Source organism: Methylocapsa aurea, assembly GCF_000746085.1.
In the GTDB taxonomy this organism is placed as follows: domain Bacteria; phylum Pseudomonadota; class Alphaproteobacteria; order Rhizobiales; family Beijerinckiaceae; genus Methylocapsa; species Methylocapsa aurea.
In genome coordinates this window covers 365657-381998 of the sequence record NZ_KN050804.1, presented here as the reverse complement: position 1 = coordinate 381998, position 16342 = coordinate 365657, and the positions used below count along the sequence as shown (strand labels likewise).

The window sequence follows — 16342 nt, the reverse complement described above, 5'->3', positions numbered from 1 at the left end:
TGCAAACATGGCGCATGAATGCTCAGGCGGTTGCATCTTGCGCGAGTCGCTCTTTGGCTTCGGACCGCCATTCAATGGGTTGTCGCCGGGATCCGGAAGGTTGCATTGTCCGGGGTCGCAACGGCTGCTTCCGAATGGGGCGTTCCCGCCGGCGCCCAGTCATAAGGCACGGGCTGCGCGCGATAGACTTGGTAGTTCACATTGACGCGTCCATCCGCGTCCGTGGCGCGGCGCGGAAAAGGATTGATATATTCCCACACGATCTCGCCCTTTGGCGTGACCTGAAAGAAGCGGCCATATTGCCCTTCGTTGATGAAGGTGTTGCCGTTCGGCAGGCGGCGCGCATTGCTGATGTGGGTGCTCTTGAAAGTCCAGCCGGGGTCGCCGGAATCGGGGCCGATATATTGCCAGACGATTTCCTTTTTGATCGGATCGATCTCGAGAACGCGCGAGCCGCCGGTGACGGTGAGCGCCGCCGGCGGATAGCCTCCTTCGCCCTGATTGTCGAAAAGCAGGAGATTGCCGGCGCCGGGCAAGCCGGCCGGGATGAAATGAGCGTCGTGCTGGCCGGAAATCTGATCGACGGGGCGCGGGACGGCGCGGTTCGTCGTCGTCCCTGTTTCTGGAATGGGCGGAAAATGCGGCCCGAGCGTCCAGACAATCTTGCCGGTCTTCTTCTCGATAATCGCGACGAAATTGGCGCTTCTTGAATCGAAGATGAGATTTTCCGGATCGAACCGCTTGTCGCCTGCATCGAACCAGTGGTTGGGGCCGATGGGCTTCAGATTGTTGACGTGCAGATAATCGGCGGATGTCGATGCGCGCACGAGCTTCAGCTCCTCCGGGGAGAAGCCGAATTCCTCAAGATGTTCGGAGGCCGTCCATGACCAGACGATTTGGCCTTTGGGATCGACTTCATAGACAACGTCATCGAGCACGAGGGGCTGGTCGAATCCCTTGACCGGATGGGAGATTTTGGCGAGCACGATCGTGTTGCCGCCGGGCAGGCGGGCGAGATCGTGATGCTGCTGGGCGCGGCCGCCCGGGGCCCTGTCGTCAAATGTCCAGAGCGTCTTGCCTTCCCAATCCACTTCGCCGATGGTCTTGGCAATGCGCGGACTGACGCGTCCGGGCACGAGATCGGCGCCGCTGCCCTCGACCGTGGCGAGAGTGAGCAGGACATGGCCCCGCTTGCCGTCGACGAGCGCCGGATCGAGAAAGACCGGGGGGAACCCGCGATATTTCCATTCATGGACGACAGCGCCATTGAGGTCGATCAATCGCGTGATCTCGTCTCCGCCGGTAAAGAGCACGAAGGAATTATAGGCCTTAGCCAGTTCGTAGCGCGTCGTGCCGGTTGGGAAGACGCTGGGGCTGGCGGCGGCGGCGCATCCGAGAACGCCGCCAGCAACTGCAAGAAGCGCGATGCTCCATGAACGCGGGCTCTTGTTTTTGGCGGGTGAAGCGGGGGGATTCCTTCGTATAATCATCGCAAGGGTCTCCGTGCGGAGCGGGCTCAAGGCGCCTAGCGATATTAGACTATTTAATTTATAGTGTAAGTAAATTATTGTGATGCGCTAGTCAGGCGCCTGCGGGAAAGGCAGGTGACGATCCAGCAAGGCGCACCTATTTTAGCGCTCGGAAAGTGGGACCGCAAAAACGCGGAACGGAAGCCGCGGCGCTGGCCCCTTGGCCGGATAGGCCAGGCGGGAGAGTTGGCCTTCCGCCACCCATGCGGTGTTTCCGACGCTTGCGACGCCAGTGGGTTGTAAGAACCCATCCTTAATGGTTTCGATCGAAGCGCTATCTTCGGCTATGCTCACGCGATCCAGACTGCCCGCGCCTTCGATCATCAAGAAATCATTGCCGTGAAGCGCCCGAAGAGCGTCCGGCAACGAGAGGGGCCGCGACGTCTTCAACTTCGTGACTTTTCCAGGCGCCCCATCTTTGACGTCTATTCGAAAAAGCTCGCCCGAGGTAAACGTGTTGACGTAAAGATTCCCGTCGCCGCCGAAGGCGATCCCGTCAAGGCCTACGCCATCCTTGGGCGGCTCGAAACGCGAATCGGTCAGCCACACATCCAACTGGGCGCCGCCGGGCCTCAACCGCAGGATCTGCGCGGCCAAAGAATTGGTCACGTAGACCGACCCGTCCGGACCAAGCGTCATATCGTTGCAAAGCGTGCGCGCGCCCGGCAAGGCGGCGCTGGCCTTGCCCTCGCCGGTGCGGAGATCAAATCCCTTCAGAAAGCTTCCCTGGACAGAATTCGGACCGGGCGTCCCCAAAGCAGAGGCATCGTTCGAGCAGACCCAGAGCGTATTCGATCGCTCGTCGGCAAGCAGGCCAAATGTCGAGCGGCTATCATAGGCTCCGGATTTGATCCAAGGCTCCGCATCCGTTTGACCAGGGGGAACGCGAAGAACGCCGCCGTTGACTATGCTCCCGATATAGAGCGCTCCATCCGATGTCGACGTGACGCTTTCTGGAAAGGCGCGATCGCTCGGAAGTTCGATGACCGCCGGCGTGGCGTTTGCGGCTATGGCCCCTCCTCCGGCGAGAATGGCGACCAGACAAATGCGGCGCGCCGATGTGACGAAGGAAACGCTTTCATTAGTCATGGGGAAGCCGTCCTCGTCTTAGCAGTCCTGATCGATGATCGCCCGACCGTTGAATAGCCACCCTGCGCTCGAAAGGGCGCCCGACGATGTCGTCAACTGCATGCGCATTCATGCATATCAACCCCGCTCCAACGCAGCGCGGTCCCAATGTCCAAGATCCGCGGCGCAAGCATAGACGCTCTCGATGAATTCGAGCAGCCGATCATCGACTGGGCCATCTCTCCTTGCCGCGTCATAAGGCAGGATAAATTCCTTGAGATCCCGATGCCAATAGGCGCCGCTCGGCCGAACCGCCGCATCGGCGAAGCCAGGCGGCGCAGGGTAGGCATAGGAGTAGAACGCAGGGGCTGAAAAAAAATCGTCGCCAGGCCAGAATCCGCAGCTGCTGACCTCGTGGGAATAGGCCTCGCGCATGACCCAGTCGCTGAGATTGGGCGCAGCTCCAAGATAGTCTGGCGCCCGGCGGCCGGAAAAGCGGGTGACGGCGAGATCGAAGCTGCCCCAGAAAAAATGGACCGGGCTCGCCTTGCCGATGAACCGCGAGCGGAACGCGTTTAAGACTCGATCGCATTGCGCCAGAATGCGCCAGAACCGGTTGGCGAATTCCTTATCGTAGGATGCATGCATGTGATCCTTCTCGAAGGGAATCGCATTCGGGATTTCAACTGGCGTCGTCCATATCTTCACCGCGAAGTCGAGCGAAGCGAGCCCCGCCATGACCTCGGCATAAAAGTCGGCGACCGAGCGAGGCTCCAGCGCGAGGCTCGCGGTCCTGCCATCACTGCTGGCGATAAGGAGCCTATGGTCGATGAAATCGAAGTCGATTTGGCAGGTCCGATGGCCGAACGGGATAGGGGAGGTCGTCAGCCCGCGGGCGGTGACGTAGAGCGTCGCCTGCCACCAATGATTGGCCATTGGCGCTTGGGCGAGGCGATTTTTCCCCCCCCCCTGCATCCAGAGATGCAGCGTCGCGCGGGTGTCCCGCCACTCCGCGAAGGGCAGACTCGGCCACGCATCGATGTTGTCGGTCATGAGCGCCTCGGTTTCGGCTCCCCTTCAAACGCATTTCCTATGCGCCGGGTTGCGCGAAATGATCGGAAGTCGAAAAATGCCCGGCGAGTTTCCTCTGGCGGCGCAAAATGAGTCCAGCGGCGATGGTCGGCCTTGTCTTGACGATCTTATGTCGGACAGCTTGTCGCCAGCGAGGCGCGGGTCATCGGTGAGGACGCTAGGAATCGGGCTGTATCCTGCTTCCTCCAACGAGTTTGTCTCCGCAGGATTTTCCGCAGCCGACCCGATTCAATGCGGCGGCATCGGAATGAAGATCGGCGGCGCGCCGGAAAATTTTGAGCGGCGTTTGATCTCGGCGTCGTCCGAACCCTGCGGCTTCAGGTAGACGTAGAAGCGATTGTTGCGTTCGACAATGTCATCCTTCGGCTCGCTGCTCTGGCTGATCAGCATGTCGCTCTGAATCCGCACATGCATATAGCCGGGGATCAGCTCGGCCCAGTCTTTGACGTCAGCCTGAAACACCACCGAATATTCGCGGGCGCCATCCAATTTGACCACGCTCCCACCGGGCCCGCTCGGAGCCTGCGAGGGCGTTTCCTGCCAGGTCATCCCGGTCTGTTCGAACACGCGCACCGGATTGAGCATCACATAAAGGGGCGCGTCGGGGTTCGCATTCTGCATGTTCAAAGTTGCCCGGTAGGATTTTCCGTCGGGTTCGTAGGCGATGCGGAGCAGCTCGACATAAAGCCCTGCGAAGGCGGCGTTCTTAAGCTCCAGAGCGGTCTTGTCGCGTGCGGCAAGGATGCGTTGCTGATTCCAGGAGACGCCGAAATCAGCGAGGAAACCGAGGCCGATGACGATGAGCGCGACGCGCAGGGCCTTGGACCCCAGAAATTCGAAGCGGCGGCCGAGCCGGGCAGGGACGTCCGCTCGCGCTTGCGCGCGCCGCGATGGCGCAGCCCGCCGAATGCGTTCGCGCAACTCGCCGGTCGATGGCGGCGGCGCTGAGTTCTGGGGCGTCTGGTCTGAAGCGGCTCCAGCTGACCAAGTTGCCTCGTCGCTCCCTTCGATCGCGACCAGGGCTTTCCAAAGGCCGACGATCAGTTCGTCTTTCTGCGCCTCGGTAAGCGCGTTGAGGTCTGGGAGCGAGGGCGGGCGCTTCATGATGCGCCCCTCACAATGGCGAAGTCATGGGACGATCGCTCCATCCGCGATCTGCACCACCTGCTCCGCCTCGCTGGCAAGCGCGAGATTATGGGTCACGAGCATCAGCGTCGTTCCGCGCTCGCGGTTGACGCTCAAAAAAAGCGCCATGATCTCGCGTTCGGTTTGTTCATCGAGATCAGACGTCGGCTCGTCCGCAAGCAGCAGAATCGGGTCATTGATGAGCGCCCGCGCGATCACGGCGCGGCGCTGCTCGCCGGCCGACATTTCCGATGGATAGGCGTCGAGGTGGGTCCCCAACTCGACGTCCGCCAGAAGCTGCGCGGCGCGATCATACGCCTCGGCGGCTGCATGGCGGCGATCGAGCAATGCGGGAAGCGCTACATTGTCGATAGCGCGCAGCGTCGGCAGCAGGCTCGCAAACTGGAAGACATAGCCGATGCGTCTGTTGCGGAACCGCGCCATGGCGTTGTCGTCCAACGCCCAGATGTCGACGCCGTCGATCAGGATGGACCCGATGGTCGGCCGAATTAATCCGCCGATCATCGCCATCAAAGTGGACTTTCCCGAGCCCGACCGGCCGATCACGGCGACGAAGCGCCCGTCAGGCGCCTCGAGATCGATGCGGCGAACCGCATCGACGGGGCCGCGGTCCGTCTGATAGGTCCTTCCAACGCCGCGGCAGCTCAGCATCGTCAGCCCTCGCCGCGGATCAGGTCATAGGCATCTTGGCGACTAACCCGCCAAGCCGGCGCCAATGCGCCGACGGCGCCGATCAAAGCCGCTCCAAAGACGCAGGCGGCCGCAATAAAGACCATATTTGTCCTGTCAAGCCAGAGAAAGGGGATGCCCATCTGGGTCAGATAGTAGACAAGCGAATGCTCGAACAAGCGCAGCAGCAGCGCCCCCAACGCGACGCCAATGGCGCCGCCTGCGCTGGTCACGCCGATCGCCTCGATTAGCAATAATCCAACAATCTGCGCCCGTCGCGCGCCGATCGCCTTGAGGAGGCCGATCTCGTTGCGGCGCTCGGCGACGATCGCCGAAAAGAGAACGCTCACCATCACGGCGGTGCTGGCGAACATCATCGAGACAAGAGCGAGGACGCCGCCAAGGAGCGCCGTGAGGCCTTGACGGATTCCGGTCAGCAGCGATCCTGCGGACACCGCCTTGATGCCGGAAAGATGAGAGAGAAGGGCGAACCGCGCCTGCAATTCAGTGGCGCCGGGTGCGAGTTCAATGAGAAAGCCAGAGACCTTATCCGGTTCGAGCATCGGCGGCGTTTGTCCGGTGCGCTCGCGGATCCCCGGCGCGAGCGCCAGGAGACTTGAAGTGGCCATGAACACGCCGCGCTCATGCGTTCCCACTCCGGTCCGGCCGAGCTTCGCATAGACGCGGAACGGCCTTCCGTACAGCGCGATCTCTGATCCGAGCGGCAGGTCGCGGGCGGCCCCTAGAATGGCGTCGCCAGGCTGCATGGGGCGGTTGAGACGCTCGGAGATCCAGGGCTGGATGGTGAAGTCGCGTTCCGGATCGAACCCGATGAGATCGACGCTCTCGGCATGGCCGCCGAAGCCCGATTGCTCGGAACGAAAGATGCGCTGGGACGCGGCGCGGCCGATTCCGGCGATGCGCGCCTGCGCCAGCAGGTTCGCATCGAGCGTCTGGTCGGTGGGCTCAACCACGAGCAGGGCCGCCGTGATGTTGGCGAGCGCGTCCTGCGCCACCACCATCAGGTCAGCGCCAAGCCGGCTGAATCCCACCGTTATGCTCGCCTCGATGCTGCGCATCATGACGACGCCGGCGAACGCGATGGCGCCGCTGATCGCCACCGCCAGGACGAGCAGGCTCGTGCGCGCCTTGCGGCGGCCAAGATTTTGGAGCGCCAGACTGCCGAGCAGCCAGCGCGGAACGGACGGGCTCGCCATAGCGTTTCAGATCCCGCTAGAGCGTGTCCCGATCACATGGAATCATGTGATCGACAAGGACTCGCTCAAAATCAAAAAGTTGGAGCATGTCCTGATGAGACATCGGGTATATCCGATGTCTAAATATCGAAAAAGTCGGTCAACTTTTTCGGGACATGCTCTAGGCGCAAGGCGAGCGCCCGCCTTCGCGGACTGAGCCTGTTCGTCGCGCGTCACAGCGTGCACGAGCGGGTATGCTTCATATGGGCGAGTTCGGTAGGGACGATGACGCAGTCGTGGTGCCCGCCCGCGCTCGGCAGGATGCCGATCAAAGTATCGGTCGCCGTCTCGATCACCGCGATGCCGCTCGACAGGCGCTGGAAGCCGCTGAACGGCGCCACCACATATTTTCCGTCATAGGTGATCGCCGGGGTTTGCAGATCCGGGCCTATCCCCTGGATCTCCTTGCGGATGGTCCAGGTATCGGTATCGACGACCATGACGCCGCTTGCGGCCGGCGAAGGATGCAGCACCGAGAGATAGAGCTTTTTGGAGTCGAGCGAAAAGACCATGTGGAAGGGATTGGGGTATTTGCCCCTCCACAGCGGGTCCTCGACATGGGCGATCTTCCGCCACTTGCCGGGATCGGGATCCTCCGTCGAGAACACCGAACAGTTGTTCTCCCTGAGATTGTTCATCATGCAGAGGAAGCGGCCGTCGGGCGAAAAGCCGATCTCGTGGCCAGGAGAGTGGATCTTGTCGAACGTCACCTCCCAATGATCATCAGCTGCTTTCACGACCTCATATTGGTCCTGTGAGTTCGCGTTGAACTGGAGAAAGGCGACCGGCTCGAAATTGCGCTCCGCGTCGAGAATAGCGATGCCGCCGCAAAGGCGGACGACCGTCGCCGCCCAGCGTCCGCTCGGATGCCAGATGGTGCCATCGGCGCCGGTCAAGCTGAAAGGATCGTCGCCCGGCAGGGTTCCCTCCTCGACAAAGAGCTCGCCCATCGGGACCATTTCCCATTCGATCTTCACGCCCTTCGTGCCGAGGTAGTCATATTTCCCGGTCGCCGGGTCGGGATGCAGTCTGGAAATCTTGAGGACGCCGCCATCTTGCCAGGCGCGCGACAACTCGCGCACGTTCGGCTCCCAATCGAACTTCAGCGCGGCCTTGACCCGCGAGGTGGCGCGATCGAAGCAAGCGGCGATGTCTTTTTGCCCATCGGTGACGAAGTAAGACTGGGCGTCCTTTGGATTGATCGTGACATGCACGCCGAGGCCGAGGCCGGTCTCTTCGGAAACATTCTCCATGACCTGCATCTGCGCGCCATCGTAGCGGACGCGGTAGATGTTGGTTCCCGGCGCCGGTTCCGTGATGTTGGTCGGAATGCCGTAGATCAGGCAGTTTTTGCCGCCCTGCGTGCTGTTGATGAATTCGAAGCCATTGTAGGGATCGGCGCTCGGAAATGCGCACAGGTGATGCGCGATCGGGTTGTAGTCGCCGTAGGTCCAATACCAGACCGATGCGAGCACCCGGTTGGTGTTGAGATCGAGCGCATAGCAGCCGCCGCCGAGCTTCGTGGGCAACAGAGCGATCCATTTGCCGAGGCTTCGACCGCCGACATCAGCCTTGGAGTCGATCAATTCGCGGGCGATCGGACGACGCTGCGCTTGCGCGACGACCGCGCCGTCGGGGGCGAGGCCGTGATCGCCGCCGGCTCCGAGTGCGCCGAAGGCGCCGCTATGCACCGCATTGTAGCCGAGCGCCGCGGTTTCGCCGACAATCGCCGTGCCGGCCGCAACCTTTAGTGCGCCGCGTCGCGTGATCTTCGTCGTCGCCTTCTCCGCGGGCGGCGGAGCCTCGACCCGGCTGGCCAGCGCATGAGCCTGCTTCTCGCGCAGATACTCCTGGAATTCCTCGTGGTCGGACTTGGCGATCTCCGCGCGGCGGGCGATGAAAGCGTCGATCTGGGTTCGGCTTCCTACTAGAGGAGCGTTCGCCGCCGGCGCAAGGGGAGGATTTATATCGGTCTCTTGCGCGTCCTTCATGGTCGCTGGTTTTCCGGACTGGTTCATGATCCCCCTTCGCCGTTCAGCGCGTGGCGTCGTCGCGCGGCCTTTCAAAATGTCGGTTGCATCAGCGACGCGCAGGCCGCCTCCAGCTGTCTCATTCGTCCTCGGCGGCTCGCATGGCTGCCGCGCTGGCGCCATTGCGCATCGACGCATGGGGTTCGCGGGCGGCCTCGGCCAGCAGCGTCTTTTTGGCCCTGTCGATCTGCGCGGCGAGGTAGTTTGTGCCCCCGCGATCTGGATGGACGAGCTGCTGCAGGCGGCGATGCGCGGCCTGGATTGCGGTGGGGGCGGCGCCGGGCTTGATGCCGAGAATTTCCAGCGCTTCCTCGGCGCTCATTGCCCTATCCTGCCTTGAGGGCGTCGGCGTCTCCTGCGAGACCGGCCGCTGATGGCCAATCCGCGCGTGGGTCCCGGGATGGCCGATATGCATAAGATAGTCCTCCAGCACGATGGCGGCGCGATGCGCGAGCTCTGGGCCGGGCGGTGGCTGACCGAAATCGCCGCGCAACCCATCAAGGGGATCGTCCTCGGTCCAATTAGGGCGAAACGTCGGACGCGGGAGGATCGCTCGCCAGTTGAACAATGTTGGGACGATCAACATGCCGGCGCCGAGCGCCATGGCCATGGTCCATTGCTGGTAGATAAGCAGGATGATGAGGCAGGGGAGCGAGCCGATGGCGAGGACAAACAGCAGGGATCGGCCCATCCGAATCACGACGCGCGGATCGGCGCCGATCAACCAATCGACGAGCTTGATCGCGGAGGCCGTGAGGGAGATCCCGAGCGCGATTGAACTAATGATCAGCCCAAGGTTCATAGGCGCGGCATCCCATCCGGGCGACAAATCCTTGGATGACGCTCGATTGCCCATCCCGCGACCCGCCCGCCCGGCGACTGCAAGGAGATCGGATCTGCGAGCGACTCGGCGATCCGCTCTCGAAGCCGAGCTCCGACTTGGGTCGGTGTTATGCTTAGCTTACGTCTACCAAGAGACCTTTACGGGCGCAACAGCTCGCATCAAGTGTGACGCGGCGTTTTCGCAAATTGGAAGCGATCGTGTTCTTTCCGCGCTACGTCGCGTTTTGATCGGCGAGGGCGACTGCGCCGCGCCAATCCAACAAAAAAAAAACGCGCATTCGCCAAGCTCGATGCAGCGAAATCCATGGGACGCGGGTTCGTCGCGCTGATCAAAGCCGCCGCTCAAGCGTGCGGATTTGAAAATCACAGGCAAATCATAGGAATGCGCAAACGACAGTGCAAATTCAGGATCAAGTCTTGCTCGGGGATGCTCATGCCGTGGCGTTAAGCCGCGGATGGGCCCTTTGACAGAGCGCGGGTTGCCCACCTAAAGCTGCCCTAGTGCATTTTCGAGCGAAGTAGAAACTGGGTCGCGTTAAGAAAATGCGATAGCTGCTCTTTGGCTCTACGGAAGCTGAAAGCGCACTTTGATCCCGGCGCTATCGGGACAAGCTATGCCTTGGATGATCGAGGGAGGGGCCCCATCGGCCAATCGATGCTGGTGGGTTTATTTTGGCGTGATTCCTGCTTGTCGAGAGCGGAATTGAACCTCAAGCTCGCATCATGCTCTAATCCATGAGCATCTTCTGCAATGTCGCCGGCAACGGCGATGTCATGACTTATCTACCGACCGTCGGCGCGAGCGCTCGCCGTGGTCGTTTTTTCGAAATCCGACGACGGCCGGTATCCGTCGAAATCCATAGTCCAAAAAAGGGAATATGAAGTGTCTTTCTTATACGAGATGGTGACCAACATAAAATTTGCGGCAATATACATTTTTTGGTTGGTGCTCTATATTTCTTGTAATGTTGGTCTATTCACAATAATAAGCTATGGCCTAAAATCATAGGCGTCGCCAAACTATAGCGCTAAGTCTTGCGCGAGGCCCAATTAGATTGGCCGCACGGGACCCGTTGCAGCATCGTGACTGCGGGCTCAACCAGCGTCAGCATAGTCGGCGGCCGGAGGCGAAGCGCGCTTTGGCGGTCCGCTCAAGAACGCGCTCGCGGCGCCATGAATTCCGGGCCGACCGGATCGGCGATCGACTCGCGCAAGATCCGATCGATCTCGGCTTTTGCGGCATCGTCGAGCGACCAGCCGGAGACGCCATCGATTGGCTGTAGCTGTTCGGGACGACGCGCCCCCCATAACGCCGTCGTGACGCCTTGATCTAGCAACCACCGGACCGCAAGATGAATGGCGCGTTTGCCGAAGCGATCCCCCGCGAGCCGGTCGAGGCGCTCCACGGCGGCGAGATACTGCCCGAACCGCGGCTGTTGGAACTTCGGATCGACGCGGCGCAAATCATCGCCCTCGAAAACGGTGTCCGGCCGCATCCGCCCAGAGAGGAGGCCTCGGCACAAGGCGCCATAGCCGAAAATCGCGATATTGTTCTTGCGGCAATAGGGGAGAATCTCCGCTTCGATCTCGCGCTCGAACAAATTATAGGGCGGCTGAAGCACATGGATCGGCGCAACCCGGCGAAACCGCTCCATCTGTTCGACGGAGAAATTGCTGACGCCGATGGCGCTGATCTTACCTTGCTTCAAGAGCGCATGCATCGCCTCTGCTGTTTCCTCGATCGGCGTCAACGGGTCCGGCCAATGGACTTGGTAAATGTCGATGCGATCCGTCTGCAGCCGGCGCAAGGAGTCCTCGATTTCGCGCATGATCCGATCGCGGCTTGCATTGCGAAATATCTTGCCGTCGCGCCATTCGAGCCCGACCTTGGTCGCGATCACGAACCGCGAGCGCAGGCGCCCTTCCGCGATGGCCTTGCCGACAATCTCCTCGGAGCGGCCGAAGCCATAGACCGGGGCCGTATCGATGAGATTGACGCCATGCTCCAGCGCGGCGCGGATCGTTGCAATTGAGTCGGCTTCATCCGTTCCACCCCACATCCAGCCGCCCATAGCCCAGGTTCCGATCGCCACGCGCGAAACCTTCAGCTCTGCGCCAGCAATGTCGGCAAGTTCAATGTTGGTTGCGACTGTTGCGTCTTGCATCGTTGCCTCTTTGATCAGAGTAAGCAAAATCCTTGGCCAGCGCCGCTGCGTCTCTGGCGCTCAACTGCGGGCGACAGCCTCCGCCGGTTCGGCGGTCTTAACGCGCATGCCGTCGACGACGTTCGCTGGCGGGCTGATGATGACGCGATCGCCTGGCCGCAAGCCGGCGCGCACCTCGACATTGGCGCCATTGTCGGCTTCGAGATCGAGCTTGCGCAGCACAACTTTGCCGTCTAGGACGACGGCGGCGTTGAGGCCGTCCTTACTGAAGATCACCGCCTGTGATGGGATGACCATGATTGGGCCTGATCGATTGATGTGAAGGTGGAGCGTGCAGTAGAGCCCGGCCGCCAGCACGCCGTCCTTATTGCCGACGTCAACCTCCGTGAGCAACGTGCGGCTGCCGGCGGCAAGCGCCTGCGCATTGCGCGCAACCTTGCCTTCGAAGGTTCGGTTCGGCAGCTCCGGCACAGTGACTGTCGCGAGATCGCCATCCTTGACGCCGAAATAGACCGTTTGCGGCACGAAGACCTGCACGCGCAAGACGTCGGTTCGCGCAATCGAGAACAATGGGGTTCCGCTGTTCGCGTCGGCCGCGACGAGGCTGCCGACTTCGACCAGACGACTGGTGACCACGCCATCGAAGGGCGCCGTGATCTGCTCGAAGGCGGTCAGCTGCGCAAGGCGGTTCACCGCCGCCTGCTGCACGGCGATATTCGCGTGTGCGACCGCAAGAGCCGCCGTGCGGGAGGCGAATGTCAAGCGATCCTGATCGCCCTGCTGCAGGCTCGACCACCCTTGAGAGACGAGGCGCGATGTCCTTTGGTTCGTCACGCGACCGAGATCGGCGTCGGCTTGCGCCTGTTGGACCGCCGCCTCGAGCTGGACAAGCTGCGCCTTCGCCTGGACGAGCTGTTGATCGAGATCGGGCGCCGCTATCACCGCGAGCACGTCGCCCTTGCGCACTTTGTCGCCGATATCGACATTTCGGACGGCGATATAGCCAGTGGCGCGAGCAAAGACCGTGGCGTTCTCGAACGGCGCCATGGTGCCCGGCAGCTCGATCATGCGCGGTCTTGCGTCCTCCTCGACAATCAGGGTGCGCACGCTTGGCGCGGCGTTTTTGCGGGCCTCCAACACGGCAATGGCTTCCGCCCTTCGGCTCGCCTGGCTCCAGGCCCCGAAACCAACCAATATCGCCACGATGGCGATGGCCCCAATTGCGATCGCGCGGGCGGCCCGGCGGCGCCGATCAAGGTCGGCCTTGCTATGCGCATCTTCGTGAAATGCGCGTTTCATTGGCGCATAGTTCATGACGACAATCCTTCGTTGGCCCTTCGCGCAGGCAATGCGGCGGCCGTCCGTTCAAACCGGCCGATCACTGAATAGAGGTAGGGAACGAACAAAAGCGTGGTGAGAGTGCCGACGGCGACGCCGCCGATGACGGCGCGCGCCAGCACGGCGTTCTGCTCCGCTCCCGGGCCGCCGATCGCCATGGGGATCATGCCGACGATCATCGCCGCCGCCGTCATCAGAACCGGCCGGAGCCGCGTCGTCCCGGCCGACAATGCGGCCTCGAAGGCGCTCAACCCCGCCTCGCGCTGCTCCCGGGCGAATGTAACGAGCAGAATGGAGTTCGCCGAGGCGACGCCCACTGCCATGATCGCTCCCATCAAGGATGGCACGCTCAATGTCGTTCCGGTGACGAAGAGCATCAGCAAGATGCCGGCTCCGGCGCCCGGCAAGGCGAGGATGACGGCGAGCGGATCGAGGAAGCTCTGATAATTGACGACCATCAGCGCATAGACGAAGACCGCGGCGAACAAGAGCCCAAGCTGCAGGTCGAAGAAGGCCCCCTGCATGCTTTCGATCTGTCCGCGAATGACGATATGATTGCCGGGCTTGAGTTGAGGCTCGACCTCGGCGACAATCTGCTGGATCGCACGCGCTGCGCTGCCGAGATCGCTGTTCTGCACGCTGCCGAAGACATCATAAGCAGCCTGGATGTTGGACTGGTTGAAGACCGATTGAACGTCGAGTCGCTTCGCGGCGGCGATGCTGCCAAGCATGGTCGGAATGGGCGCGCCGCTGACGTCGATGCTGCTCGCAAGCGGCGTATTGTCGAGCTGGTTCTTGTTGGCGATGCGATATTCTGGCGTTTGCACGGCAAAATAATAGGGAATGCCGTTCTTTGGATCAGTCCAGAAATTGGGAGAGACTTGCTGCGACGAACTCAAGCTGATGTTGAGATTATTGGCCGCCTCCTGCATGTTCAGCCCAAGCTCCTGAGCGCGAGTGCGGTCGATCGCATAAAGCAGCTCCGGCGCGTCGAGCTCCTGCTGAATATGGATGTCGACGAGTCCTGGAACATCGGCCAGCTTTTTCTGCAACTGCGCGGCGATCGCTTTGTTGGTTTCGCGATCGCGCCCTTGCACCTGGACGTCGATCTGCGTCGGCGTGCCGAAATTGAGCACTTGCGTGACGAGATCGGCGGGCTGGAAATAAAACAGCACATCTGGAAAGGCGGCCGGCAATTTGGCGCGCAGCTTCTTGATGATCTCGGCGGTCGGCTCGTGGCCTTCTGCGAGTTCGATCTGGATGACGCCGTCATTGACCCCGATCGCGCTCCCATCGGTGAAGGCGAGATTATAGGTGCGCGCCGGCAATCCGATATTATCGAGGATGAGCTTCAGGTCCTTGGCCGGGATCTCGGTGCGGATATTGTCCTCGATCGCTTGAAAAATCTGTTCCGTGCGTTCGATCCGGGTGCGCGCCGGCGCGCGGACGTGGAGTTGGATAAGGCCCGCGTCGACGCTGGGAAAGAAATCCGAGCCGACGAAGAGGGACAGGACGCCCGCGCTGATCATGACGATCGCGGCGACGATGGGGGTGAGAAAGCGGCGCCGTAGAATTCCGGCGAGCAGCCAGCCGTAAAAGTCCCGAAATCGATTGAATTGGGCATTGAACGCCGCGTGGAAACGAGGCAGCCAGCCGGTCGCGACGCCGCGCCGCTCGTGCTCCTTGCGCAGCAGGAGACCGATCATGATCGGGGTCAGGGTGCGGGAAATGCCGTAGGAAGCGAGCATGGCGAACACAACCGCCATGGCCAGAGGCGTGAACAGGTAGCGCGCGGCGCCTTGCAGGAAGAAAACCGAAACGAACACGCAGCAGATGGCGAGGGTCGAGATCAGGGTCGGCACGGCGATCCCCGCCGCTCCCTCGAGAACGGCCGCGTCAAAGGGCTCGTCTTCCTCCAGGAGCCTATGGGTGTTCTCGATCGTGACCGTGCTGTCGTCGACGAGAATCCCGACGGCGAGGGCGAGGCCGCCGAGCGTCATGGTGTTGATCGTCTGGCCGAGCGCCGAGAGCACGGCGATCGAGGTCAGGATCGAGAGCGGGATCGACAGCATCACGACGAGCGTGGAGCGCCAGGAGCCAAGAAAAATCAGGATCATCAGCGCGGTCAAGCCGGCGGCGATCGCGCCTTCGTGCAGCACGCCGCTGATCGCATTCTGCACGAACACCGACTGGTCGAACAGCATCTGTATGTTCATGCCAGGCGGCGCCGCCTTCTGAATTTCGGGCAATGCCGCCTTTACCCGATTGACCACGTCGAGGGTGGAGGCGTTGCCGTTCTTGATGATCGTCAACAGGGCGGAGCGCTTGCCTTCGGCGCGCACGATGTTCTGCTGCACGGCCCAGCCATCGCGGACATGGGCGACATCGGAGAGATAAACGGTCGCGCCGCCGGACTGTTTGATCGGCAGCCGGTTGAGTTGCTCGATCGACTGAGGCATACTGTTGACGCGAACGATAAATTGCTTATCGCCCATTTTCGCGTCCCCGGACGGCAATGTCAGGCTTTGGGCGTTGACCGCCTTGACCACATCGTTGGGCGTAAGCGCGCGCGCCTTGAGCGCGTCGGGGTCGATGTCGACCATGATTTGACGATACTTGCCGCCATAGGGCGTCGGCAGGGTGATGCCTGGAATGGGCGCCAGCGCCTGGCGCATCTGATAGATGCCGTAATCGTAAAGCTGCTGCTCGTTCAGCGTATCAGAACTCAAGCTGAGTTGGAGCACCGGGACGGATGACGCGTTGAATTGAACGATGACTGGCGGTTGAATGCCCGGGGGCATCAGCGCGCGGATCGCATTGGAGGCGGATACGATCTGGCTGATCGCCAGATCAACATTCACATTCGGCTGGAAAAAGATTTTCTCCACCGCGACGCCCGACAGCGTCTGGCTTTCGATGTTGCGAATGTCGCTGACGTTGGAGCTGATCGAATATTCGCTATAAGTGGTGACGCGCTGCTCCATTTCCTCCGGCGTCAGCCCGGTATATTGCCAGATTACAGTGACGACCGGTATGTTGATGTTTGGAAAAATATCCTTGGGCGTCACAAGGATTGCGCTGACGCCAAGAAACAGCATCATGAGCGCAAGCACGTAAAACGTGTGGCGGAAGCGAAGCGCAAAGCCGACAATGCCCATGACCAACTCCGTAAGGTCGAGTCTTGGCGTACTGTATGGTACAGTACA

The 16342-nt window shown here is 61.3% G+C and carries 11 protein-coding genes; all 11 read right to left on the bottom strand.

What is annotated here, in order from left to right; all coding sequences use genetic code 11:
• Positions 1-71: 71 nt before the first annotated feature.
• On the bottom strand, positions 72-1490 hold the full coding sequence (locus tag DL86_RS16965; RefSeq protein WP_084572989.1) for an aryl-sulfate sulfotransferase: 1419 nt from the start codon (positions 1488-1490) through the stop codon (positions 72-74).
• Between the two features lie 141 nt (positions 1491-1631).
• Positions 1632-2618: a hypothetical protein gene (locus DL86_RS16960; RefSeq protein ID WP_036263776.1), complete on the bottom strand. Its 987-nt coding sequence runs from the start codon at positions 2616-2618 to the stop codon at positions 1632-1634.
• A 117-nt stretch (positions 2619-2735) separates the two neighbouring features.
• Positions 2736-3650 (bottom strand): DUF5996 family protein, encoded by a 915-nt coding sequence (locus DL86_RS16955; RefSeq protein WP_036263775.1) that lies wholly within the window; start codon positions 3648-3650, stop codon positions 2736-2738.
• 267 nt (positions 3651-3917) lie between these two features.
• The gene (locus tag DL86_RS16950) at positions 3918-4793 is read right to left on the bottom strand and encodes a hypothetical protein (protein ID WP_036263773.1); all 876 of its coding nucleotides are present in this window, start codon (positions 4791-4793) and stop codon (positions 3918-3920) included.
• Positions 4794-4817: 24 nt separating this feature from the next.
• On the bottom strand, positions 4818-5486 hold the full coding sequence (locus DL86_RS16945; protein WP_036263771.1) for an ABC transporter ATP-binding protein: 669 nt from the start codon (positions 5484-5486) through the stop codon (positions 4818-4820).
• Positions 5487-5488: 2 nt separating this feature from the next.
• Positions 5489-6721, bottom strand: a complete 1233-nt coding sequence (locus DL86_RS16940; protein WP_051953641.1) for an ABC transporter permease — start codon at positions 6719-6721, stop codon at positions 5489-5491.
• 212 nt (positions 6722-6933) lie between these two features.
• Positions 6934-8778 carry a YncE family protein gene (locus DL86_RS16935; protein WP_036264122.1) on the bottom strand — a complete coding sequence of 615 codons (1845 nt, stop codon included), beginning with the start codon at positions 8776-8778 and terminating at the stop codon, positions 6934-6936.
• A 91-nt stretch (positions 8779-8869) separates the two neighbouring features.
• Complete coding sequence (locus tag DL86_RS20330) at positions 8870-9592, bottom strand: J domain-containing protein (protein ID WP_051953640.1); 723 nt, start codon at positions 9590-9592, stop codon at positions 8870-8872.
• A 1192-nt stretch (positions 9593-10784) separates the two neighbouring features.
• Complete coding sequence (locus tag DL86_RS16920; protein WP_084572988.1) at positions 10785-11798, bottom strand: aldo/keto reductase; 1014 nt, start codon at positions 11796-11798, stop codon at positions 10785-10787.
• A 60-nt stretch (positions 11799-11858) separates the two neighbouring features.
• Positions 11859-13112, bottom strand: a complete 1254-nt coding sequence (locus DL86_RS16915; RefSeq protein WP_036263764.1) for an efflux RND transporter periplasmic adaptor subunit — start codon at positions 13110-13112, stop codon at positions 11859-11861.
• Positions 13109-16294: an efflux RND transporter permease subunit gene (locus tag DL86_RS16910; RefSeq protein WP_036263761.1), complete on the bottom strand. Its 3186-nt coding sequence runs from the start codon at positions 16292-16294 to the stop codon at positions 13109-13111. The genes DL86_RS16915 and DL86_RS16910 overlap by 4 nt, the downstream gene beginning before the upstream one ends.
• Positions 16295-16342: the final 48 nt, after the last annotated feature.